20 protein-coding genes, 1 tRNA gene and 1 pseudogene are annotated in these 22,151 nt (G+C 70.9%); 12 read left to right on the forward strand and 10 right to left on the reverse strand.

Going from position 1 to position 22,151, the window contains the following annotated elements; translation table 11 throughout:
* The 6 genes and pseudogenes from E1B00_RS14310 to E1B00_RS14330 all read left to right on the forward strand — a co-directional run.
* Positions 1-2,517, forward strand: a 2,517-nt coding sequence (locus E1B00_RS14310; RefSeq protein ID WP_176693276.1) for an autotransporter domain-containing protein, incomplete at its 5' end; no start/stop codon positions are given.
* Positions 2,518-2,656: 139 nt separating this feature from the next.
* Positions 2,657-4,543 (forward strand): MFS transporter, encoded by a 1,887-nt coding sequence (locus E1B00_RS14315; RefSeq protein ID WP_139449978.1) that lies wholly within the window; start codon positions 2,657-2,659, stop codon positions 4,541-4,543.
* Between the two features lie 4 nt (positions 4,544-4,547).
* Complete coding sequence (locus tag E1B00_RS14320) at positions 4,548-5,237, forward strand: hypothetical protein (RefSeq protein ID WP_139449980.1); 690 nt, start codon at positions 4,548-4,550, stop codon at positions 5,235-5,237.
* A gap of 91 nt (positions 5,238-5,328) precedes the next feature.
* A pseudogene (locus tag E1B00_RS15905) lies at positions 5,329-5,394 on the forward strand (zinc-ribbon domain-containing protein); the annotation flags it as partial.
* 21 nt (positions 5,395-5,415) lie between these two features.
* Positions 5,416-5,685: a CD225/dispanin family protein gene (locus tag E1B00_RS14325; RefSeq protein WP_425456521.1), complete on the forward strand. Its 270-nt coding sequence runs from the start codon at positions 5,416-5,418 to the stop codon at positions 5,683-5,685.
* Positions 5,686-5,731: 46 nt separating this feature from the next.
* Positions 5,732-6,115 (forward strand): DUF2752 domain-containing protein, encoded by a 384-nt coding sequence (locus E1B00_RS14330; protein ID WP_425456522.1) that lies wholly within the window; start codon positions 5,732-5,734, stop codon positions 6,113-6,115.
* A gap of 1 nt (position 6,116) precedes the next feature.
* Here the strand turns inward: E1B00_RS14330 and E1B00_RS14335 are convergent, their stop codons facing one another.
* Genes E1B00_RS14335 through E1B00_RS14355 form a run of 5 tightly spaced genes read right to left on the reverse strand, consistent with a single transcriptional unit; the run spans position 6,117 to position 9,522 of the window.
* Entirely contained in the window at positions 6,117-7,001 is an 885-nt protein-coding gene (locus E1B00_RS14335; RefSeq protein WP_139449986.1) for a hypothetical protein, read from the reverse strand.
* Between the two features lie 41 nt (positions 7,002-7,042).
* Entirely contained in the window at positions 7,043-7,933 is an 891-nt protein-coding gene (nudC, locus tag E1B00_RS14340) for an NAD(+) diphosphatase (protein ID WP_139449988.1), read from the reverse strand.
* A 10-nt stretch (positions 7,934-7,943) separates the two neighbouring features.
* Positions 7,944-8,303, reverse strand: a complete 360-nt coding sequence (erpA, locus tag E1B00_RS14345; RefSeq protein ID WP_139449989.1) for an iron-sulfur cluster insertion protein ErpA — start codon at positions 8,301-8,303, stop codon at positions 7,944-7,946.
* A 32-nt stretch (positions 8,304-8,335) separates the two neighbouring features.
* Positions 8,336-8,788 carry a bactofilin family protein gene (locus tag E1B00_RS14350; RefSeq protein ID WP_139449991.1) on the reverse strand — a complete coding sequence of 151 codons (453 nt, stop codon included), beginning with the start codon at positions 8,786-8,788 and terminating at the stop codon, positions 8,336-8,338.
* Between the two features lie 2 nt (positions 8,789-8,790).
* A complete protein-coding gene (locus tag E1B00_RS14355) occupies positions 8,791-9,522 on the reverse strand; it encodes a DUF6776 family protein (protein WP_246048742.1) in 732 nt (243 codons plus the stop codon).
* Between the two features lie 118 nt (positions 9,523-9,640).
* Between E1B00_RS14355 and E1B00_RS14360 the strand changes: the two genes are divergently transcribed.
* The 3 genes from E1B00_RS14360 to E1B00_RS14370 all read left to right on the forward strand — a co-directional run bounded on the left by E1B00_RS14360 (position 9,641) and on the right by E1B00_RS14370 (position 15,732).
* Positions 9,641-10,231 carry a DUF4126 domain-containing protein gene (locus E1B00_RS14360; RefSeq protein ID WP_139449993.1) on the forward strand — a complete coding sequence of 197 codons (591 nt, stop codon included), beginning with the start codon at positions 9,641-9,643 and terminating at the stop codon, positions 10,229-10,231.
* Positions 10,232-10,345: 114 nt separating this feature from the next.
* The gene (locus E1B00_RS14365; protein ID WP_139449996.1) at positions 10,346-13,075 is read left to right on the forward strand and encodes an EAL domain-containing response regulator; all 2,730 of its coding nucleotides are present in this window, start codon (positions 10,346-10,348) and stop codon (positions 13,073-13,075) included.
* Between the two features lie 2 nt (positions 13,076-13,077).
* Positions 13,078-15,732, forward strand: coding sequence for a hybrid sensor histidine kinase/response regulator (locus E1B00_RS14370; RefSeq protein WP_139449998.1), 2,655 nt, complete (start codon positions 13,078-13,080; stop codon positions 15,730-15,732).
* 180 nt (positions 15,733-15,912) lie between these two features.
* Here the strand turns inward: E1B00_RS14370 and E1B00_RS14375 are convergent, their stop codons facing one another.
* The 4 genes from E1B00_RS14375 to E1B00_RS14390 form a co-directional block, all read right to left on the reverse strand.
* Positions 15,913-17,304, reverse strand: coding sequence for a S8 family peptidase (locus E1B00_RS14375; protein ID WP_139450000.1), 1,392 nt, complete (start codon positions 17,302-17,304; stop codon positions 15,913-15,915).
* 210 nt (positions 17,305-17,514) lie between these two features.
* Positions 17,515-17,985 (reverse strand): bacterioferritin, encoded by a 471-nt coding sequence (bfr, locus tag E1B00_RS14380; RefSeq protein WP_139450002.1) that lies wholly within the window; start codon positions 17,983-17,985, stop codon positions 17,515-17,517.
* 167 nt (positions 17,986-18,152) lie between these two features.
* A complete protein-coding gene (locus tag E1B00_RS14385) occupies positions 18,153-18,356 on the reverse strand; it encodes a bacterioferritin-associated ferredoxin (protein ID WP_139450004.1) in 204 nt (67 codons plus the stop codon).
* Between the two features lie 226 nt (positions 18,357-18,582).
* Positions 18,583-19,152, reverse strand: coding sequence for an RNA pyrophosphohydrolase (locus E1B00_RS14390; RefSeq protein ID WP_139450006.1), 570 nt, complete (start codon positions 19,150-19,152; stop codon positions 18,583-18,585).
* Positions 19,153-19,296: 144 nt separating this feature from the next.
* On the opposite strand from E1B00_RS14390, the gene E1B00_RS14395 reads away from it, so the two are divergent.
* Together E1B00_RS14395 and E1B00_RS14400 are read left to right on the forward strand one after the other, a co-directional pair.
* A tRNA-Met gene (locus E1B00_RS14395) sits at positions 19,297-19,373 on the forward strand.
* A 111-nt stretch (positions 19,374-19,484) separates the two neighbouring features.
* A complete protein-coding gene (locus E1B00_RS14400) occupies positions 19,485-20,684 on the forward strand; it encodes a COG3904 family protein (protein ID WP_139450008.1) in 1,200 nt (399 codons plus the stop codon).
* 28 nt (positions 20,685-20,712) lie between these two features.
* Here the strand turns inward: E1B00_RS14400 and E1B00_RS14405 are convergent, their stop codons facing one another.
* Complete coding sequence (locus E1B00_RS14405) at positions 20,713-21,123, reverse strand: VOC family protein (RefSeq protein ID WP_139450010.1); 411 nt, start codon at positions 21,121-21,123, stop codon at positions 20,713-20,715.
* Between the two features lie 198 nt (positions 21,124-21,321).
* Here E1B00_RS14405 and E1B00_RS14410 point away from each other — a divergent pair, with 198 nt between their 5' ends.
* Complete coding sequence (locus E1B00_RS14410) at positions 21,322-22,137, forward strand: alpha/beta hydrolase (RefSeq protein WP_139450012.1); 816 nt, start codon at positions 21,322-21,324, stop codon at positions 22,135-22,137.
* Positions 22,138-22,151: the final 14 nt, after the last annotated feature.

A 22,151-nucleotide genomic window follows, 5' to 3' on the forward strand; every position in this document is an offset into this window, starting at 1 on the left:
GACGCCAACGGCCAGACCGGCAGCCAGGCCTACACCCTGACCGTCGCTGCGCCGACGCTGACGATGACGCCGGCGGCGGGCACGCTGACCGCGCCTTACGGTGCCGCCTACTCGCAGGTCTTCAGCGCCAGCGGTGGCATCGGCCCCTATGACTACACCTTCACCGGTGGCGCCATCCCGGGCCTGAGCTTCAGCGGCGATACGCTGTCGGGTACGCCGACCACGCCGGGCAGCTACACGTTCTCGGTGACGGCGGCCGACAGCGGCATCACCGCGGGTCCGGCGGTCTGGGTGACGCAGAACTACACCCTGGTCGTCGCCGCTCCGACGGTCACGCTGTCGCCGGCCACCCTGGCCGACGGCACCGCGGGCACGGCCTATGCCGCGACGATCACCGCCAGCGGCGGCGTCGGCCCCTACACGTTCGCGGTCACCGCGGGCGCATTGCCGGCTGGCGTGAGCCTGGCGACCGACGGCTCGCTGTCCGGCACCCCGACGGTCGACGGCAGCTTCAACTTCACCGTCGAAGCCACCGATGCCAACGGCCAGACCGGCGACCAGGCCTACACCCTCGTGGTGGCGGCCCCGACGCTGACCCTGGCGCCGGCGACCCTGGCCAACGGCACCGTGGGCACCGCCTATACGGCGAGCTTCAGCACCACCGGCGGCACCGCGCCTTACGGCTATGCCGTGACCGCGGGCACTCTGCCGGCGGGCCTGAACCTGGCCGCGGACGGCACGCTCTCGGGCACGCCGACCGCGCCGGGCGCCAGCAGCTTCACCGTGACCTCGACGGACGCGCTCGGCTTCACCGCCAGCCTGGCCTACACCCTCACGGTCGACGCCAACGCGCCGGTCGCCGTGGCGGACGCCGCCAGCACGCTGCAGGAAACGGCGGTGGTGATCGCGGTGACCGCCAACGACACCGGCGACTTCGCCTCCATCGCCGTCGCCTCCGCGCCGGCGAACGGCACGGCGGTGGTCACCGGCCTGGATGTCACCTACACGCCGAATGCCGGCATCTCGGGCACCGACACCTTCACCTACACCGCGACCGGCCCGGGCGGCACCTCCGTTCCGGCCCTGGTCACGGTGACAGTGAACCCGATCCCGGTGGCGCCGACCTTCAACGTCAGCACCCTGCCGGCCACGCCGGTGCAGGTCACGCTGACGGCGGGCGCTACCGGTGGCCCGTTCACCGGCGCCGATGTCGTCGCGGTCACGCCGGCCACCGCCGGCACCACCAGCATCGCGGCCTCGGGTGCGAACTTCGTGCTCACGTTCACGCCGGCGGCGGGCTTCTCCGGCAGCGTGGTGGTGCGCTACACGCTCGACAACGCCTTCGCCACGTCGGCCGAGGGCCTGGTGAACATCCAGGTCGAAGACCGCCCGGATCCGTCGCAGGACCCGGAGGTCCAGGGGCTGGTGGACGCGCAGGCCGAGTCGACCCGCCGTTTCGCCACGGGCCAGATCGGCAACTTCCAGCGTCGCCTGGAGCGCCTGCACCGCGGTGGTGAGGGCGGCTTCGAGAATGGCGTCGGCTTCTCGATCGACCGCCCGTGCATCGAGCCGCTGGTCGGCCGCAGCATCGACCCCTGCGGCGACAACCCGATGCCGGGCGCCGGCGCCAACGGCCTGTCGGCCACCGAAGACCAGGGCCGCCGCCAGTCCGGCGATGGCAACGGTCCGCTCGGCATCTGGACCGGAGGCATGATCCGCTCCGGCAGCCAGGACGGCCGCGACGGCAATGCCGACATCTCGTTCGAGACCGACGGCCTGAGCACCGGCGTGGACTACCGCGTGAACGACGCGCTGGTGGTCGGCGGCGGCTTCGGCTACGGCCGCGACGAGAACGAAGTGGGCGAGAACGGCAGCCGCGTCGACGGCAGCGCCCGCACCCTGGCCCTGTATGCCAGCTGGCATCCGGGCGAGATGTTCTTCCTCGACACGGTGCTGGGTTACCAGCAGCTGGACTTCGACCTGCGCCGCTACGTGACCGCCACCGGTGGCCTGGTCAGCGGCCAGCGCGACGGTGACCAGTGGTTCGCGTCGGTGTCGGTCGGTGCGGACATCGAACGTGGCGACCTGCTGGTCACCCCGTACGCCCGCGTCGATATCGCCCAGGCCCAGCTCGACAGCTACACGGAAACCGGCGACCCGATCTACGCCCTGCGCTACGACGACATGGATGTGGACACGAGCACCGGCACCCTGGGCCTGCGCCTGGATCATCCGACCCAGATGAGCTGGGGCCGCCTGACCCCGCAGCTGCGCCTGGAGTACCAGCGCGACCTGGGCGGTCGTTCCGACGCCACGGTGCGTTATGCCGACCTGCCGGGTGGCCCGCGTTACGGCCTGGTCGCGACGGACTTCGACCACAACCGCTTCTCGCTGGGCCTGGGCGCGCTGATCGACCTCGACAGCGGCTGGAGCTGGCGCGTCGAGTACCAGAGCCAGATCGGCCACGGCGACGGCGTCGACCACGGCATGACGGTCAACGTGCAGAAGCAGTTCTAAGCCAGCACCACGCGACACCGAAGGGGCCGGGAAACCGGCCCCTTCTTTTTTGCGCGAACGAAACCCGGGTGCCGCGCGCCACCGGATGACCGGCCGCGATTCTTCTCTGCTAGGCTGCCGCCGTCATCCCGGGGGATCCATGGCCCACAACCAGTTCGAGCTGCTCAAGCAGCGCCGCTTCCTGCCCTACTTCGCCACCCAGTCGCTGGGCGCGTTCAACGACAACGTCTACCGGCAGGCGATCATCGGGCTGCTGTTCTACCTGGGCGTGAACCTCGAGGAGCGCACGCTCTACACGAACCTGGCGCCGGCGCTGTTCATCCTTCCCTACTTCCTGTTCTCCGGCCTGGCCGGACAGATCGCCGAGAAGCTGGAGAAGTCGCTGCTTGTGCGCATCACCACGATGATGGAGATCGGCATCATGTCGATCGCCGCCGTGGGTTTCGTGCTCGAAAGCCTGCCGGTGCTGCTGGTGGCGCTGTTCCTGACCGGACTGCAGTCGACGCTGTTCGGCCCGGTGAAATATTCGATCCTGCCCAGCGTGCTCAAGCCCGAAGAGCTCACCGGCGGCAATGGCCTGGTCGAGATGGGCACGTCGATGTCGATCCTGCTCGGCATGATCTTCGGCGGCCTGATCTTCGTGATCGCCGGCGAGCAGGGCCCCGAAGCCGCGGCCTTCGCGATCGTCGCGCTGGCGATCACGGGCAACCTGGTCAGCCGCGCCATCCCGCGGGTCGAGGCCTCGGCGCCGGACCTGAAGATAAACTGGAACCCATTCCCGGAATCGCTCAAGGCGCTGCGCCTGGCGCGCAAGCAGCCGGCGGTGCGCAACGCCGTGCTGGGCGTGTCCTGGTTCTGGTTCGTCGGCACCGTACTGACCGCGCAGCTGCCGACCTACGCCGAGCTCCACCTGGGCGGCGGCAGCACCCTGTACCTGTTCTGCTTCGTGCTGTTCTCGGTCGGCACCGGCCTGGGTTCGCTGCTCTGCGAGAAGCTGTCGCGGCGTACGGTGGAGATCGGCCTGGTACCGCTGGGCGCCTTCGGCATGACCGCGTTCTGCGTGGACCTGTACTTCGCGCGCACCGGCCTGTCCGCGGTGTCCGGCCTGGACGTGCAGGGCTTCATCGCGACGGCGGGCAGCTGGCGCATCATGGCCGACCTGACCCTGATCGGCCTGTTCGCGGGCCTCTACATCGTGCCGCTGTTCGCGCTGGTGCAGAGCCGCACACCCAAGGGCGAACTGTCGCGCGTCATCGCCGGCCTGAACATCCAGAACTCGTTCTTCATCGTGATGGCGGCCGTGGCCGGCATCGCCGTGCAGCGTTACCTCGGCTGGTCGATCCCGGAAGTGTTCCTGGCGCTGGGCATTGCCAACGCCGTGGTCGCGGTCTTCATCTTCTCGCTGGTGCCGGAATTCTTCCTGCGCTTCGTCGCCTGGATGTACGTGACGCTGTTCTACCGCGTGACCATCGAGGGCGTGGAAGAGAACGTACCCGACGAAGGCGCCGCCCTGCTGGTCTGCAACCACGTCAGCTACATGGACCCGCTGGCGATCAGCGCGGCGGTGCCGCGGCCGATCCGCTTCGTCATGTACTACAAGATCTTCAACGTGCCGGGCATGAACTGGGTGTTCCGCGCCTACCGCGCCATCCCGATCGCCGGCAGCAAGGAAGACCAGGCGGTGAAGGACGCCGCCTTCGCCGAGATCCACGAGGCGCTGGCCGCCGGCGAGCTGGTCTGCATCTTTCCCGAGGGCGGCCTGACCAAGGACGGCGAGATCGCCGCTTTCCGCGCTGGCGTGGAACAGATCCTGGCGCGCGACCCGGTGCCGGTGGTGCCGATGGCGCTGACCGGCCTGTGGGACAGCATGTGGAGCAAGCGCGACTCGCGCCTGGGCCGCCTGCGCGTGCCGCGCCGGCTGCGCGCTGCGGTCGGCGTGATCGCCGCGCCGCCGGTGCCCGGCGCCAGCGCCACCGCCGCCTCGCTCGAAGCCATCGTGCGCCGACTGCGCGGCAACCGGCCCTGAGCCCGTGCGCCTGGACCCCCGCCGGATCACGCTGTTGTCCGCCGGGCTCGCCGGCGCCGCCGGCGCATTGCTGGTACTGAGCCTGCCCGGCCGCGACGCGCCCGCATCCGCTCCCGCGGCGGCCACAACGGCGACCGCGGACAGCCTGCTGCAACCCTGCGGAGACCCCGGCCAGTTCCTGCCCCGTCGTGTCGAACTGCACCGGCTGGTCGAGGCGGCGCAGCCGGTTCCGCCGGTGCTGGAAGTGATCGTGCGCCCCAGCTTCCACGCGACGCGGGTCCTTCAGCTCTACCCTCGGGACGGACGGTGGCACGTGGGCGTCAGCGTCGTGGACACCCCTCGCCTGCATCTGCACCACCGCAAGGCAGGCGCACCGCCGCCTGCGGTCGAGGACCCCCCGACGCCGAGGGTCGAGTTCCACGAACGGGAAGTCGCCGAGGACACCGCCGCCCGCATGGTGCTCGAGTGGCGCCGCTCGGTCGAAACCACGCACGCCGCCGACGCCGGGGGACTGGATGGCGTCAGCTACGGTTTCTACTTCGACGGCCGCTGCGCGCAGATGTGGTCGCCTGCGCCGGGCAGCCGCAACCACCGGCTGGAAGCCGTCGTCGATGCGCTCCTCGATCACGCCCCGGAGGCCGAGGTCGTTCGCCACCTGCAGGCGGTGGGCGCGCCGCGACGCCCGGGCCGCTGAGCCGCGGTTGACCCGGTGCGTGCGCGCCCGCTAGGGTGCCCGCGGGGAATCGCCGCAGGTCCGCGGCTTTCGATCTGTCCAGGGGAATTCCGTGTACTGCAACAACTGCGGCCAGCTCAATCCCGACACCGCCTCGCGCTGCTCGGCCTGCGGCACCAGCCTGGCGCCCGGCGTGGCGGTGCCGCCCCCGCCGCGCGGCGTCTCGCCGCCCAACCACCTGGTGTGGGCGATCCTGGCCACGCTGTTCTGCTGCCTGCCGGGCGGCATCGTCGCCATCGTCTACGCCGCGCAGGTGGACACCAAGTTCAACGCCGGCGACCTCGCGGGTGCGCAGGCGGCGTCGGACAACGCCAAACAGTGGAGCTGGATCTCGTTCGGCGTCGGCCTGCTGGTGATCGTCGGCTGGGTCGGCCTGTCCATCCTTGCCGCGATGGCCGAACACGCCTGAGCCTGCGGCGCCCGCCGTGAGCCCGCGGATCTGGCCTGCTGTCGCCCTGTTGTCCGCGGCGGCGGCCGCGGCGGCGCTGCTGTGGGTCGTCGATCCACACCAGGCCGGCAACCCGCTGCCGCCCTGTCCCTCGCGCTGGCTCACCAGCCTGCTCTGCCCCGGCTGCGGCAGCACGCGCGCGCTGCACGCGCTGCTGCACGGCGACCTGTCGGGGGCGCTGGCGATGAATCCGCTGCTGGTGCTGTCGCTGCCCGCGGTCGCGGTGCTGGCGCTCGAATGGCTGCGCATGCTGCCGACGAACTTCGCATCCCTCGCCACCCGCCTCGGCAATGCGCGCGCCTGGGCCGTGGTGCTGATCGCCTACGGCGTGCTGCGCAACCTGCCCTGGCCACCCTTTAGCTGGCTGGCCCCCGGCGGATTCGGCGCCTGAATCAGGTCGCCCAGCCGGCCAGCACGAACAGCGCCAGCAGGCCCAGCCACAGCAGCAGCACGCGCCAGACCAGGCTCATCGCGTCGCGCAGTTCCAGCAGGTCGGGCGCCTGCGCGGGGCCATCGACGGCGTACGCATCTTCTTCGGCCAGCTCGCTGGCGACCGAAGCGCGCGCGGCGGCCCCGAGGAAACCGGCGTCCAGGCGCACGCCCTGCGCATGCCAGTCGCGCCAGGCGGCGAGCACGCGGTCGAAGTCGGCCGCGAGGGCCAGGGCGAAGGTCATCAGCTGGGCCACCGGCCAGTTCAGCACCGCCAGCGTGATGCGCGCCGCGCCGCGCTGGCCGGCCGGCAGGCTGCGCCGGGCCTCGCCCTGCGCGCACAGCGAGATCAGCCGGTAGCCGATCGCGCCGACCGCGCCCGCCACCAGGAACCAGAACAGCACGCCGAACCAGCGCCACAGCGCGCAGCGGAACACCGCCTCGACCAGGGTCGGGCCCTCGACGACCGGTTCGCCGCCCTCGGGGAACAGCGAGGCCGCCGCGGCACGGCGCGCCTCCGGCTCGCGCGCCTCGATCACCGCCTCGACGTCGAGGTTGAGGTCGCGCGGGCCCCAGGTGTAGAGCAGGGCCAGCAGCGCGAAGAAGAAGGCCGGCAGGCCGTACGCCAGATCGTCGATGACGAACTGCAGTGCGCCGACCAGCAGCAGCGGCAGCCCGACCGCGATCAGCAGGCCGACCTTGTTCGGCCAGTCTTCCCTGCCCGTATGCCGGCCCAGCCAGTGCAGCCAGCCGATGAACCAGTCGTAGCGCCGCAGCGACGGCAGTGCCGCCGGGAACAGATGGCCCAGGAACAGGGAAACGACGACGGCGATGAGCGCGGCGGACATGGCGGGATTCTAGCCTTGAAAGCGCGCGCCGGAACGTGGGCTCAAACGGCGGCGGCGCGTGCGCGCTCGATCCAGGCGTCGATCAGCCAGCGTGCGATCGACAGCCGCGGCGACAGCAGCAGCTCGCCGCTGGCGACCTGCGCATCGATGTCAGCCAGGCTGAACCAGCGCGCCTGCTCCAGTTCGTCGCCGACCACCGGCTCGACCGGCAGGGCGCTGGCGTGGAAGCCGATCATCAGCGCCGCCGGGAAGGGCCAGGGCTGGGAGGCGGCGTAGCGGCTCTCGAGCACCGGCACACCGGCTTCTTCCATCACTTCGCGCGCGACCGCCTGTTCCAGCGATTCACCGGGCTCGACAAAACCGGCCAGCACCGACCAGCGTTTTTCCGGCCAGCCGGCCTGGCGCCCCAGCAGCAGGCGCGGGCCGTCGCTGACCGCGACGATCACCGCGGCGTCGGTGCGCGGGTAGTGTTCGAGACCGCACTGGGCGCAGCGTGCGCACCAGCCGGCGCGCACCATGGCCAGCGCGTGGCCGCAGGCGCCGCAATGGCGGCTGCGCTGCTGCCAGTGCAGCAGGGCGCGGGCCTGGGCCAGGGCAGCGGCTTCGAGCATCGGCCACTGCAGGGCGGCCTGGCGCAGGTCGAGGCGCCCGGGCAGCGGCTCGGCCAGCGCTTCGTGCGGTAGCGCGAACCAGGCGGTGTCGCCGTCGAGGCCGAGGAAGCTCGCGGCTTCGGGCAGGTCCGCGAACAGATGCTGGCCGGACAGGAACTCAGGGGCCTCGGCGCTGCCGGGGAAACGCGCATGGCCTTCGGCGTCCACCACCACCACGCGGGCGGCCGGCCAGCGGGCGGCCAGGGTTTCGGGGTTTTCGCGCAGCGTTTCGGCACGGTCCAGGCCCGGGCCGCGGAAGGCGTAACCGGGGGCGGGGCTCATGCCGGAGGGCTCAGGCGGAGAAGCTGCTGCCGCAGCCGCAGGTGGTCTTGGCGTTCGGGTTGCGGATGACGAACTGCGCGCCCTGCAGGCTCTCGCGGTAATCGACCTCGGCGCCCATCAGGTACTGCAGGCTGAGCGGATCGACCAGCAGGGTGACGCCGTCGCGCTGCAGGGCCAGGTCGTCCTCGCCCTGCTGCTCGTCGAATTCGAAGCCGTACTGGAAGCCCGAACAGCCGCCGCCGGTGATGTACACACGCAGCTTCAGGCCCGGATTGCCCTCTTCGGCGATCAGGCGGGCGACCTTGGCGGCCGCGGCGGCGGTGAACTCGAGCGGGGCCTCGAGGTTCTGGTAGCTGGGCGTGGGTTCCATGCCCGCCAAGATGGGCGCTGGCGCGGCCGGATTCAAGCTTCCTGGACCTCGGCCTTGGCCTTGGCGCGGGCGGCGGCCGCGGCCGGGGCTTCCGGGCCGGTCAGCTGGGCCAGGGGCGCGTCGGCGTGGATCAGGCGGCCGGTGATCATCGCGCCGGCGGCCATCTCGACCACCTTGTAGTGGATGTTGCCGTTCACGCGGGCGTTCGCCGCGAGTTCGATGCGCTCGCTGGCGTGCACGTCGCCGGTCATGCGGCCGTTGATGACCACCACCGGCGCATGCACCTCGCCCTCGACGTGGCCGGTGTCGGCGATGGTGATCACCGCGGCCGAGCCCTCTTCGGCCAGCACTTTGCCGTGGATGCTGCCTTCGACGTAGAGGCCGCCGGTGAAGGTGACGTCGCCGCGGATCACGGCGCGCGGGCCGACCAGGGTTTCGACGGCGTGGTTGCCGTTGCGGGGGGATTTTTTGTCGCTGCCGAACATCGTCAATCTCCTCGTGGCGTCTCGGCCTGCCAGGGGAAGGCCTGGTCCACGGTGCTGCCGTCCGCGCGAAGCTGCACGCGGACGCGTTGGGGGGTGAAGCCCTCGGGCAGCATGATGCTGCCTTCGAGCTGCTGGAAATAGCGGAACGAAAACGGCTGTCCGGGTGCGCCCGGCTTCTGTACCAGTGTTTCCCAGGGCAGGCTGCGCAGCCGCCCGTTGCTCACGCCCTCCACCGAGACGCGCGCCTCGCCCTTGCTGATCGCGCCGCGGTTGAGGTTCTGGGTCAGGGTGACGGTGTAGCGCCAGGTGCCGCCTTCTTCTGGCGCGAACACCGCCTCGTGCACGGTCAGGCCGCGGCGCTGGCCGGTCGCGCCGACCAGGCGCTCGTAGAAGGCGACGTCGGCGCGCAGACCCGACACTTCCTCCTCGCGCTCGGCGAGGCTGGCCTGCAGTTCGGTGTTGGCGCTGCGGCTGATCTGGTCGCTGCGGCGCAGGGTCGAGACGTTCTGGCGCAGCTGCTTCACCAGCGCCTCGGCCTCGCTGGCACGACGGCCGGTGACCTGCAGCTCCTGCCTGGCCTTGGCCAGGCCGGGCGCCGCCAGCCGGCTCGCCAGCATCCAGGCGCCGGCCACGCTCGCCACCCACAGCAGCAGGGCCATGCCGAGCAGCAGCCGGGCATACGGCCGGTGCGGCACGATCACAAAGCGCGGTTTGTCGGGACCGGTGGAAGCCATGGGCGGTCGTCGGTGGGGGAGCCGGACGGGGGATGTCGAACTAAGCCCCGCGGCTCAGCCAGCGTCAAGGCGGAGGGCCACTATACTGTGATCGCCGTCACCTTCCCGGAGCCTGGCCATGACCGAAGCGCATATTTTCGCCCTGGGCCTGGCCCTGGCCTGTCTGGCCGGCGTCCGCGCCTATCTCACCGTATTCGGCGTCGGCCTGGCCGGGCTGATGGGCTGGATCGAACTGCCCGCGGCGCTGCAGGCCACCACCTCGCCCTGGGTGCTGGGCACGGCCGGCGCCTTGGCTGCGGTCGAGTTCGCGACCGACAAGATCCCGGGCGTGGACTCGGGCTGGGACCTGCTGCAGACCCTCGCCCGCGTCCCCGCCGGCGCGTTCCTGGCCGCCGCCACGCTTTCCGACGATGGCCAGCTGGGCACCGGCGCGCTGGCGCTGGGCGCGGGCGCGGCGCTGACCACCCACGCCATCAAAGCCGGCACCCGCGCGCTGATCAACGCATCGCCCGAGCCGCTGTCGAACTGGACCGCATCGGTCGGCGAGGACGCGGCCGCCGTCGGCTCCCTGGCCCTGGTGTTCTCGCACCCGTGGCTGGCCCTGGGCCTGCTGTTCTGCGTGATGGCGCTGATCGCGCTGCCGGCGCTGCTGATCCTGCGCTGGCTCTGGCGACGGCGCAGGGCGCCCGCCGGCCTGCCGGCGACATGATGCCGCGCACTGTCCGGTAGACCGCGTCCACGGCGTTGCCCTGCGCATGACCACCCGGACCCTGACAGCCGCCAGCCCCGGGGGCATAATCCAAGGCCAACCGGGGGCCACGCGATGAATCCGCACGACGAGTCCAGACTCGCCGAACACCGCCACGCATTCCTGCGCCTGCTGCCCCGGCGCGTGGAGACCATCGGCCGCCGCCTGCACCGCTTCCTCCAGGAAGGCTGGGACATCAACGGGCTGGCGCTGATGCACGACGATGCCCGCTTCCTCGGCGAGGCCTGCGGCCGCCACGGCCTGGACGGCGCCAGTGGCCACTTTCGCCAGATGCAGGAGCTGCTGGGCGAGACCCTGCAGCAACAGGCGCTGCCGGATCCGGCGCTGGGCGAACGGCTCTGGCACCTGGTCGAGGACATCGGCGAAGCGGTGCCGGTGTCGAGCGAACCGGCGATCGAATCCACCGCCGCCCGCCGCATCGAACACGCCGGCCGCGCCGAAACGCCGCCGCCAAACTACTGGCGCCGCTGGGGCGACGACGCACCGACCGCGCTGGCCCCGCCCGCGGCGCCCGAACCGGTCGCCATGCCGGCCACCGCCGCACCGCCGCCGGCGGCCGCTCCCGTCGCGGCCGAGACTCCGGCCCGCAGCGCGGCTCCGGCGCCGCCCCCCCGCTCCCCGACTGCCGCCACTCCGACCGCTCCGACCGCTGCTCCGCCCAGGCCGGCACCGGCGTCCGCGCCGGCGCCGCCTCCCCGCCAGGCGCCCGTCATGAACGAGTCCAGCCCCAGCCCCGTCGCCGCCGGCATCCGCGTCTACCACCTCACGGACCACGGCCCGCTGTCGCTGGAGCTCGACCAGCGCATGGAGGCCCTGGGCTACGAAGTGGAGCTGCTCGCCGACGCCGAGGAGCTGCAGGAGCTGCTGGGCGCCCTGCCCGCGCACCTGGCCGTGGTGGACGCCGCCTTCAGCGACCAGCTCGAAGCGATCGGCCAGACGGTTCGCGCCGCCAGCGAACGCGGCCCGCAGAAGGTGAAGCTGGTCGCGCTGGCCGAGGCCGACGACATCGCCCTGCGCCTGAGCGCCCGCCGCGCCGGCGTCGACGCGCTGGTGGTCGAGCCCAACGGCGCCAACGACGTGCTCAAGCGCCTGCACCAGCTGCTCAATCCGGGCAGCGACGCACCCTATCGCGTGCTGATCGTCGAAGACGACCGCAGCCAGGCCCTGTTCGCCGAAGGCATCCTGCGCAACGCCGGCATGGACACCATGGTGGTGCTCGAGCCGCTGGACGTGCTGCAGGCCCTGCACCAGTTCAACCCCGACCTGATCCTGATGGACCTGCACATGCCGCATGCCAACGGCATGGAACTGACGGTGCTGATCCGCGACCAGGAACCTTTCCTGCACACGCCCATCGTCTTCCTGTCGGGCGAGTCGGACCCGGATGCGCAATTCGACGTGCTCGAGGCCGGCGGCGACGACTTCATCTCCAAGCCGGTGCGGCCCAAGCACCTGATCGCGGCCGTGCAGAACCGCGTCAGCCGCCACCGTGCGCTCGAGAACCGCCGCACGCGCCATACCGGCCGCCACCCCGACACCGGTCTGCACGACCGCGAGCAGCTGCTCGAAAGCCTGGACGCCCTGCTCGACGGCGCCGGCGAGAACAGCCCGGGCGGTGCGCTGTTCCTGGAGATCGAGAGCGTCAACCTGCTGCGCGACCGCCTCGGCCTGACCGCGCTGGAGCAGCTGCTCATCCATGTCGGCAAGCTGCTCGGCGAACGTGCCGACCCCACCCCGGTCGCGCGTTTCGGCGATGGCAGCTACCTGATCCTCGATCCTTCGCGCGACGAAGCCGGCCTGGAAGCACTGGCGACGCAGCTGCGCAACGCCCTGGTCCAGCACCCCTTCAGCGTGCAGGGCCACCCACTGCGGCTGCGGGTGTCGGTGGGCATCTGCGCGCTCAGGCACCGTTTCCCGGACCAGGCGGCGCTGCTCAACGCGGTCGAACGCATGGCCCGCGAAGCGCGCACCCAGGAAAAGGGCCTCAAGCGCTTCGAGCCGGTGAAACCGACCGAAGCGGTGCGCGAGGCTGCCCTGGTCAAGCAGATCCGCGAAGCGATCGCGCTCAACAGCCTCGAGCTGCTCTACCAGCCGGTGGTGGCGGTGGCGGGCAGCGATGATTCCCAGTACCAGGTGCTGCTGCGCCTGCGCGGTGCGGACGGCAAGCTGCTGCCCGCCGCCGAGGTGATTCCGTTGGCCGAGCGCGGCGATTTCATCCTCGACATCGACCGCTGGGTTCTGCAGGCCTCGATGAAGCTGATCCGCGACCGCCGCGCCGAAGGCCGGCCGCTGCGCCTGTTCGTCACCCAGTCGGCGCTGACCCTGGCCGACCCGAGCCAGGCGACCTGGCTCAAGTCCGAACTGGTGGCGCACGACGTGCCGGGCACGTCGGTGGTGATCGAGCTGCGGCTCGAGGACGCCGCCATCCACGCCGCCACCGTGCGCTACTTCTGCGACACGATGGTGGACGATGGCGTGCAGTTCTGCCTGAGCCAGTTCGAGTCCGGCGCCGACGCCGAGCGCCTGCTCGACGAACTGCCGCTGGGCTTCGTCAAGCTGGCGCGCAAGTACACCAGCACCGCGCTGTCGGGCACGCTGCGCGACGAGCTGAAGGTGCTGATCGACCGCTCCCACCGGCGCGGCCTCGAGGTGATCGGCCACGGCGTCGAGGACGCGCAGGCCGCGGCCACGCTGTGGATGAGCGGCATCGACTTCATCCAGGGCAACCTGGTGCAGCAGGCCGAGCGCGACATGGATTTCGACTTCCAGCAGGCGGTGCTTTGATCATGGTCCCGGGCAACCCGAAACCCAACGACGCCCTGATCGTCCGCTGGCTGGCGATCGCCGGCGCGGCCGGCGCGGCCGCCGCCGCGGCCATGGGCCACTTCAGCAACAACTGGCTGTGGCAGACGCTGGCGCTGATCGCCGCCCTGCTTGCGGTGGCCGGCATCGCCGGGCTGTGGCGCGCGTTCTCGCTGCGCAACCGCGCTCTCGTGCAGGCGGCCCAGCAGACCGGCGAACAGACCCGGGAGGTCAACGCGCTGCAGGAAGAGCTGGCCCTGCACCGCCGGCTCGAACGCGAGCTGACCGAGGCCAAGCAGGCCGCCGAGGCCGCGATGATGGCCAAGGGCGAATTCCTGGCGACCATGAGCCACGAGATCCGCACGCCGCTCAACGGCATCATCCCCATGCTCGACCTGCTGATGAGCTCGCGCCTGCAGACCGACCAGATGGACATCGTGCGCACGGCCTACACTTCGGCCCGGCAGATGCAGCGCATCGTCGACGACATCCTCGACTACTCCAAGCTCGAAGCGAACAAGGTCACGCTGGAAACCACCAGCTTCAACCTGCGCGAGCTGCTGGACTCGGTGATCCGGCTGATGGAGAAGCCGGCCGAAGGCAAGGGCCTGCGCCTGAACCTGCAGATGGACCCGGCCGTGCGCCTGGCCGTGCGCGGCGACCCGGTGCGGCTGCGCCAGGTGCTGACCAACCTGCTGAGCAATGCGGTGAAGTTCACCGAGCGCGGTTCGGTGACGCTGGCGGTGACCCGCCGCGGCGAAAGCCGCACCCAGCACGAGCTGCGCTTCGAAGTGACCGACACCGGCATCGGCATCGACAAGGACGCGCGCCTGTTCCGCGCCTTCAGCCAGGCCGACGCGTCCACCACGCGCCTGTACGGCGGCACCGGCCTGGGCCTGGTTATCTGCAAGCGCATCGTCGACCTGATGGGCGGCAGCATCGGCGTGGAATCGGAGCCCGGCCGCGGTTCGACCTTCTGGTTCGAAGTGCCGCTGCTCAAGGCCGCGGGCGACATCCAGGGTACGCGCAGCGACCTCAACGGCGCCCGCATCCTGCTGCTGAGCACCGACGCCGGCCTGCGCCAGCGCCTCGGCCAGGCCGCCCCGGGATGGGGCGTCACCCTGACCCAGACCGAAACCACACAGGACGCGCTCACCCGCCTGCGCACCGCACTCAGCCGCGGCGCGACCTGGAGCTTCGACCTGCTGCTGGTGGACTTGAACAGCGTGCGCAGCACCGCGATCGCCCTGCATCGCAACCTGCGCCGCACGCCCGAACTGGAGGATCTGCGCGTGGTGTACCTGCAAGGTGATGAAGCTGCGGCCGCCGAACTGGCGCAGGGGCCGCACGCGATGATGCTGTCGCGCGCCATCGGCGGCGCCGAGCTGCGCAGCAGCCTCACCAATTTCCTGTCGGCCCAGGCTGCGCCCCGGCCGGAGGAGAACGCACCGGCGTCGCCCGAACGTGTCCTGGTCGCCTCGGGCCCCGAAGAGGGCGAGGCCGGCGCGCCGCGCACCGGCCGCCTGCGCGGCCGCATCCTGCTGGTCGAGGACAACCCGGTGAACCTGATGGTCGCCCAGCGCCTGGTCGGCCTGCTCGGCCTGACCTGCGAGACCGCCGACAACGGCGAGAAGGCGCTCGAGCGCATGGTGCAGGGCAACCTGGACCTGGTGCTGATGGACTGCCAGATGCCGGTGAAGGACGGTTACACCGCCTCGCGCGAATGGCGCCAGCATGAAGTGACGCATGGCATGGCGCGGCTGCCGATCATCGCCATGACCGCCAACGCCATGGCCGGCGACCGCCAGAAGTGCCTGGACGCCGGCATGGACGATTACCTGAGCAAGCCGGTGGACCGCCGCCTGCTCGAGGCCACCATCGCCCGCTGGCTGCAGCACCGCGCCGCCGGCGCGCCGATGCCGGACCCGCCGGCGGAAACGCCGACCCTGCTGCCGGACGAGCCCGCACCCCTGCCCGGCCTGGCGGCCGCGCCCAGCGCGCCGATGCCGCGTCCGGCCGCCGCTGCGCAGGCCGCGCCCCGCCCGGCGGCGGCGCCGGCACCCGCTCCGGCTCCGGCGGCCGCCCGCCCGGCTCCGCCGGTGCAGCCGGGCGCGACCGAAACGACGCGGCCCAGCGTGCCCTTCCCGCCGCGGCCCGCGGCACCGGCGCCTGATTCCGCCGGCAGCCCCCTGCTGCGCCCCGCACCCGCTGCACCCGCCGCTCCGACGGCACCGGCCACCCCGCCGGCCGCGCGCCCGGCACCGTTGTCGGCCGAACATCGCCCCGACACGCCCGCCGTGCCGCCACCGGTGCTGGCCGCCGACGTCGTGGACGAACTGCGCGCCGTCATGGGCAACGAATACCTGGGCCTGGTGCGCCTGTTCCTCGAGGACGCGCCGACCCATGTGCAGGCCCTGGAAGCCGCCGCCGCCGCCAACGACATGTCGCGCATGATCGCGCCGGCGCACACGCTCAAGTCGGCCAGCGCCAACCTGGGCGCGATGGCGCTTTCGGCCGCCGCCAAGCGCATCGAGCTGGGCGCGCGCCAGGGCGTGCTGCCGCGGCCAGCGGTGGCCGTGGCCGTGCTCGAGTCGGAGTTCCGGCGGGCGTCGCAGGCGCTGCAGGGGCTGCTGCGCTGAGGCCGCCCTCGGAATCCTGGGTCGGAGTGCATTTATCTCCTCCGCGTCCCGACCTGGGTCCGGGGTGTCGCAGGAGATAAACGCACTCTGACCCCAAAAGAAGGGCCCGGCATCGCTGCCGGGCCCTTCGTTTTTCCGCAGGGGCCCGGATCGGTCGATCCGGGCCGGCGACGCGTCCGATCAGAAGCCTTCGACGTTCAGGCGACCGCCGGTGACCGTCTTGCCCGACAGCGAGGGCGTGGGCGTGGTCGAGCCCAGGATTGCGGCCTTGATCTGCGCCGCCGACGCGCCGGGGTTGCGGGCCGCGTACAGCGCGACCGCGCCGGTCACGTGCGGCGTGGCCATCGAGGTGCCGCTGTAGCTGGAATAACCCGAGGTGACCGTGGCGTTCTTGCCCTTGCCGCTGGCCACCGGCACGGTCGACCAGATGCCCGAGCCCGGGGCGCCCAGGTCCACCGTGGTGGCGCCGTACTGCGAGTAGCTGGCCAGTGCGCCGGTCGAGGTGAGCGCGGCGACCGCGATCACGTTCGGGGCGTTGTAGTTGCTCGGGTACGAAGCCGTGGTGTCGTTGTTGGCGCCGCTGTTGCCGGCGGCCGCGACGAACAGGATGCCGGCGGCATTGGCGCGGTTGATCGCGTCCAGCAGCGCCTGCGAGAAGCCGCCGCCGCCCCACGAGTTGTTGGTGGCGACGATGTTCAGGCCCTGGTCCACCTTCAGGTCGGTGAAGTAGTCGACCGCCTTGACCGCGTTGGCGGTGGTGCCGCCGCGGTTGCCCAGGAACTTGGCGCCCATCAGCTTGACGTTCCAGCACACGCCGGCCACGCCGACGCCATTGCCGCCGACGCCGCCGATGGTGCCGGCCACGTGGGTGCCGTGGTCGTCGCCGGTGCCGTCGAACACCGAGTTGTTGTTGCCGTCGAAGTCCCAGCCGTAGACGTCGTCCACCAGGCCGTTGCCGTCGTTGTCGACGCCGTCGAAGGTGCTGTCGCCCGGGTTCTTGAACGCGTTCGCGGCCAGATCGGCGTGGTTGTACATGTAGCCTTCGTCGATGACGCCGATGACGACGTTGCTGCAGTCGGTGCCGCCGATCTTGGCCCAGACTTCCGCCGCGCGGCTGCCGTACTGGTTGGCCGGCGAGCTGTTGTCGCCGTACATGCCCCAGAGGCTGCCGTTGGTGTAGTAGGTGTCGTTGGAAACGGCGGTGTGCTGCAGGATCCAGTTCGGCTCGGCGAACTCGACCGCGCCGTCGGCCTGCAGGTCGGCGATGGCGTCGCGCAGGGCGCGGCCGCGCAGGTTCATCAGCTCGATGTCGCCGCCGATGTCGATGCGGCGGTGGCCGCGCGCCAGGACTTCGGCGCGGTCGCCGTTGACGCGGCGCATCACGCGCTGCTTGTCGGCCTCGGTGGCGCCGGCACGGAACTGCACGATCAGCTGGTCGGCGACGTGGGCGCGCCCTTCGGCCAGGCCCTTGGCCACGAGGTCGGGACGTCCGCCAGCCACGGCGGAAGAGGCGGCGCCGAGGGCGGCCAGGGTGGCGGCGGCGAGCAGGGTGGTACGGAATGCGGACTTCATTGGTACACAACTCCCCAGTTGGTTTGGCCCGCCCGGGACAGGGCGGGACCGGCCGACCGTACGGGAGCCGTCATGGCCGCGTCATTTTGCGATGCAGCACACAGTTTTGAGGTTCGAAGCTGAACGGCACTCAGGAATGTCAAATCCAAGAAAAACAAAGGCCTGCCCATGAAATCGGGCAGGCCTTGGTGAAGAATCGGACCGTTTCGTTCAGCTTCCCATCTTGGCCTGGAGGTAGTTCTGCTCGCCGATGCGCTCGATCAGGGCCAGCTGTGTCTCGAGCCAGTCGATGTGCTCTTCCTCGGACTCCAGGATGTCGGCCAGCAGCTTGCGCGACACGTAGTCGTTGGCCTTCTCGCAGTCGATGATGCCGGCCTTGAGGTCGGGCACCGCCTGCATCTCGAGCTTGAGGTCGCACTGCAGGCACTCCTTCGGCGACTGGCCGATGAAGAGCTTTCCCAGGTTCTGCAGGTTCGGCAGGCCGTCGAGGAAGAGGATGCGCTCGATCAGCTTGTCGGCGTGCTTCATCTCGTCGATCGATTCCTTGTACTCGTGCTCGCCGAGCTCCTTCAGGCCCCAGTTGTTGAACATGCGGGCGTGCAGGAAATACTGGTTGATCGCGATCAGTTCGTTGTAGAGCGCCTTGTTGAGGTGCTCGATGACCTTGGCATCGCCTTTCATGGCGGGCCTCCTGTTCCGTGGACGTGCCCGCACCTTACGCCGATGCGACGGGCGCTGCGGAAACAGGAATTGCTTACGTTTGCGGCTGCACGGCGTTCGCGTTTGTGCGGCGGCGCCGGCGTGCTGCGGGACAGCAGGGACAGGCGCGCGAGGTCGCCCGGAACGGATCAGGCCGCGGCGGCGAACACCGGCAGCGGGAACTCGCGGGCGGCGCGGGCTTCGGCGAGCAGTTCGCCGGCCATCTCGCCGCAGGTGCCGCAGCCGCTGCCCAGGCCCGTGCGCATCGTCAGCTCGGCCACGCTCGACACGCCGGCTTCCGCGGCGCGGCGGATGTCGTGGTCGGTGACGCCATGGCAGATGCAGACGTACATGCGGGGCCGCTCTTGCTGAGAACGGTTCGCATTTTCCATGCGAATGCGAACGATTGTCAACTGGGGCCGCCGGCCGACGGGGCGGGCGATGCCGGGCATTCAGGCAACCTGCCCCAGGGAGAACGCTGCCCTGCCGGGCGAGCCGGCCGCCAGGATCAGGGAATTCCGTCCAGGCCAGGGGGCACCGAAGCAGGCAGCGCCCCGCCGCCCAGACCGCTCCCGGGCCTCAGCGCCGGCCGCGGCCGCCCGCGACCGCCTGGGCCGGCTGCTGCAGCAGGGCCTGCACGGCCTCGCCGCAGGGCGGCACGGCGGTGTCGCCGGCCACGGCCCGGGCCGCCTGGGCCAGGTGGTGCAGGGCCCGGACATAGACCTCGCGCTTGAAGCTGACCACGTGTTCGGCCGGGTACCAGAAGTCGACCCAGCGCCAGCTGTCGAACTCGGGCTTGTCGGTCAGGTCCAGCTGGACGTGGTGTTCCTCGCCGGTCAGGCGCAGCAGGAACCAGACCTGCTTCTGGCCGATGCACACCGGGCGGTTGCCCCGCCGGATGCAGCGGCGCGGCAGGCGGTAGCGCAGCCAGCCCGGGGTGCTGCCCAGCACCTCCACGTGCTCAGGCAGCAGGCCGGTCTCTTCGCGCAGTTCGCGGAACATGGCTTCGCGCGGCGTCTCGTCCGTGTTCATGCCGCCCTGCGGGAACTGCCAACCATCACGGTTGACCCGCCGGGCCCAGAACAGGCGGCCGTCGCCGTGCATCAGCACGATGCCCACATTGGGGCGGTAACCGTCCGGATCGACCACGATCGGACTCCAAAAATCTACTGGAGCCAGACTGCCACAGGGCCGCGAGCGGCCACAAGCCGGGGCCGCGCGCATTGACAGCAAGGGGGTCGAAGGCCCAGAATTCGCGGCCCTGTCTGCAACGGACAGCGGTTTTTGCCCCATGGCTATGTAGCTCAGCCGGTTAGAGCACAGCACTCATAATGCTGGGGTCGGTGGTTCGAGTCCACCCATAGCCACCATCTCTGCCTTCCGCCTCGAATCCCCCGCCGGCCTGCGAGGCGCATGCGGCGCGGCACCTCGCAGGCCGGCGCGTTCATCGCGAGTTTTGGCGCCGATGCTAGGCTCCGGGCATGCCTCCCCGCATCCCATTCTTTGGCGCCAGGCTGTCGCTGGCCTTGGCCGTCGTGCTCGCCGCCACGGCATGCGAGCGCATCGTGCCGAGCGCGCCGGTGGCCGAGCCGGCGCCGACATCGGAAGGCACCGAAGCGGCGGCCGACGAGAACGGCGCCATCAGTGTTGCTCCGATGACGCCGGAGCCCGCTGCGCCGCTGCCCCCGGCCGCCCAGAAGAAGAATTCCCGCACCGCACCGGCCGATTGGTCGCCCATGACGCTCGCCCCGGACCAGGCGTGGCTCAGCTGCGACCTCGACTACTCCCGTCAGGGCGACGGCGAGGCCTTGCTGGCCCTGGACCGGGAGGCGCTGGAAGCGGCACTCGGCGCTTGCGCGGACCGCGGCGTGCTGCGCCTCCGTTACCGCGGACGCATCGCCACCGAGTTTGCCGCGCTGGTCGAGCGCGTGACGCGCGTCGCCGAAACCCTTGCGATCCGCAAGCGCGTGCTCGACATCGACTCCGCCGGCGGCCAGGTGGAAGACGCCATCCGGGCGGGCGACTTCATCGCCGCGTCGCGCTGGACGATCTGGGTGCGCGAAGACTCGATCTGCCACAGCGCCTGCGTTTTCCTGCTCAGCGCCGGCGACGTGCGCCGGATCGCCGGCGACGTCGGCATCCACCGCATCATCCGCATGAGCTCGACCGCCACGACGCGCGCCGAACTCAACGCCGAACTGCAGGTGGTGCACGGCCGCGTCCGCGACTATCTCCAGCGCAACGGCGCCAGCGTCGCCGTCGCCGACCTGATGATGGCGGTCCCCAACCGCAACCTGCGCATGCTTTCCGAAGAGGAGCTGCTCCGGTTCGGACTCGACGGCGTCAATCCGGCGCAGGACGACCTGGACCGCCTGCGCCTGCAGCGCGAATGCGGCATGGACTTCGTCGCCCGCCGGGATGCCTTCGCCCGCGCCTTCGATCGCAAGTGCCGTGGACCGGTCGACGAGCTGGAGGAGCTCAACGCCTGCGGCCTCTCGCTGCGCCGAAATTTCGGGTTCCCGGACGCCGACTGCCCGGCTGAAAGTCCGCTGTCGGAGTTCGACCTGGCGCAGGTGGAGCCTGAACCGGCCCCCGCGAACGCCGAGACGCCGGTCGAGCCGGACGCCGAAGGTGAACATGGGAGCGGCGGGGCGGCATCTCCCGCCCCGCCCTCCGGTTAGCTTCCCGCCTGCCGCGGGCGAGGCGCCGTCACTCCGAGGCCGGCACCGCCGCCGGATCCATCCAGAACGCCTCCCACACGTGGCCATCGGGATCGGCCAGGGCGCGGCTGTACATGAAGCCGTGGTCCTGGGCCGGGTTGATGTCGGCGGTGCCGCCGTGGGCCTTTGCCGCGGCCGCGATGGCGTCCACCGCGTCGCGGCTTTCGAACGACATGGCGAGCATCACTTCGCTCGACGTGGTCGGCGGGATCGGCCGGGCGGTGAAGCTGCGCCACTTGTCGTGGGTGAGCAGCATCACGTGGATGGTTTCGCTCCAGACCATGCAGGCGGCGGTGTCGTCGCTGAAGTGCGGGTTGTTGGTGAAACCGAGCGCGGCGTAGAAGGCCATGGCCTTGCGCAGGTCGGCGACGGGCAGGTTCACGAAGATCATCTTCTGCATCGGGGTTTCTCCAGGGTGGACGGGGGCGGTGATCCGCCCCTCAGTCTGTCGACGAACGAAGAGGCGGCCATTCGACAGTGGCCTGGAAAATTTGTCGACCCCGGGGCAGGACCGGGCCGGTCGATTGGCAGGAAAGGCACATGCGGTCGCGCGGCTGATCGTTAGGCTGTCGCCACCCGATCCCGAGGAGCTTCCCGAATGCGCACCCCCATGCCCCGCCGCCGTGTCCTGGGCGCCCTGATGGGAGCCGCCGCGATGGCCGCGCTGGGCAGCGCCGCGGCGCGTGGCGCGGAACCCGGCGGCCGCCGGACCTTCGTCCTGCTGCACGGCTCCACCCACGGGGCCCGCGGCATGGCCCCGTTGGCCTCCGCGCTGGAAGCGCTGGGATACGCCGCCGCCTGCCCGGAGCTGCCCTACGCCGACCCCGACGCGACGCAGGCCTCCATTCTCGAAGCGCTGCGGCCGCAGTGGCAGGCCATCGCCGGCGACGGACCGATCAGCTGCGTCGGGCATTCCATCACCGGCCTGCTGCTGCCCTTGCTGCACGCCCACGCGCGGGTCGACAGCCTGGTGTACCTCGCCGCCGCCATCGCCAAGCCCGGACTCACGTTCCGGGAACACGCCCGCGAGGACGGCGCGATGTTCTGCCCGCCCTGGATCGAAAAGGGACACCTGGCCTACGAGGACGAGGCGATCTCCCGCCACTTCCTCTACCACGACGTCGATGCCGCGAATGTAGGCCTCGCGCGACGCCACCGCATCAAGTACGCGGCCAGCAACCTGTGGCTGCAGCCGACGGTGCCGGAACGCCATCCCGACCTGCATACCGCCTACCTGGCCTGCGGCTTCGACCGCGTGTTCGAACCGGCATGGATGCAGCGGGCCGCGCCCGCGCTCCTGGGCGTCGAAGCGACCACCCTTCCCTTCGGCCACATGCCGCACCTGGCCGATCCGATGGCCGTCGCCCGCGCACTCGTCGCGGACCTGCCGGCATCCGGACGCGGCGGCCGCTGATGGCGGACCTGGTT

It is taken from the genome of Arenimonas terrae (genome assembly GCF_006265115.1).
GTDB classification, from domain to species: Bacteria; Pseudomonadota; Gammaproteobacteria; order Xanthomonadales; family Xanthomonadaceae; genus Arenimonas; species Arenimonas terrae.

Excerpts from the sequence above, each read along its gene's own strand:
- E1B00_RS14315 (WP_139449978.1), top strand. The coding sequence starts at position 2,657 with ATGGCCCACAACCAGTTCGAGCTGCTCAAGCAGCGCCGCTTCCTGCCC.
- E1B00_RS14335 (WP_139449986.1), bottom strand. The coding sequence starts at position 7,001 with ATGTCCGCCGCGCTCATCGCCGTCGTCGTTTCCCTGTTCCTGGGCCAT.
- nudC (WP_139449988.1), bottom strand. The coding sequence starts at position 7,933 with ATGAGCCCCGCCCCCGGTTACGCCTTCCGCGGCCCGGGCCTGGACCGT.
- erpA (WP_139449989.1), bottom strand. The coding sequence starts at position 8,303 with ATGGAACCCACGCCCAGCTACCAGAACCTCGAGGCCCCGCTCGAGTTC.
- E1B00_RS14350 (WP_139449991.1), bottom strand. The coding sequence starts at position 8,788 with ATGTTCGGCAGCGACAAAAAATCCCCCCGCAACGGCAACCACGCCGTC.
- E1B00_RS14355 (WP_246048742.1), bottom strand. The coding sequence starts at position 9,522 with ATGGCTTCCACCGGTCCCGACAAACCGCGCTTTGTGATCGTGCCGCAC.
- E1B00_RS14360 (WP_139449993.1), top strand. The coding sequence starts at position 9,641 with ATGACCGAAGCGCATATTTTCGCCCTGGGCCTGGCCCTGGCCTGTCTG.
- E1B00_RS14365 (WP_139449996.1), top strand. The coding sequence starts at position 10,346 with ATGAATCCGCACGACGAGTCCAGACTCGCCGAACACCGCCACGCATTC.
- E1B00_RS14370 (WP_139449998.1), top strand. The coding sequence starts at position 13,078 with ATGGTCCCGGGCAACCCGAAACCCAACGACGCCCTGATCGTCCGCTGG.
- E1B00_RS14375 (WP_139450000.1), bottom strand. The coding sequence starts at position 17,304 with ATGAAGTCCGCATTCCGTACCACCCTGCTCGCCGCCGCCACCCTGGCC.
- bfr (WP_139450002.1), bottom strand. The coding sequence starts at position 17,985 with ATGAAAGGCGATGCCAAGGTCATCGAGCACCTCAACAAGGCGCTCTAC.
- E1B00_RS14385 (WP_139450004.1), bottom strand. The coding sequence starts at position 18,356 with ATGTACGTCTGCATCTGCCATGGCGTCACCGACCACGACATCCGCCGC.
- E1B00_RS14400 (WP_139450008.1), top strand. The coding sequence starts at position 19,485 with ATGCCTCCCCGCATCCCATTCTTTGGCGCCAGGCTGTCGCTGGCCTTG.
- E1B00_RS14405 (WP_139450010.1), bottom strand. The coding sequence starts at position 21,123 with ATGCAGAAGATGATCTTCGTGAACCTGCCCGTCGCCGACCTGCGCAAG.
- E1B00_RS14410 (WP_139450012.1), top strand. The coding sequence starts at position 21,322 with ATGCGCACCCCCATGCCCCGCCGCCGTGTCCTGGGCGCCCTGATGGGA.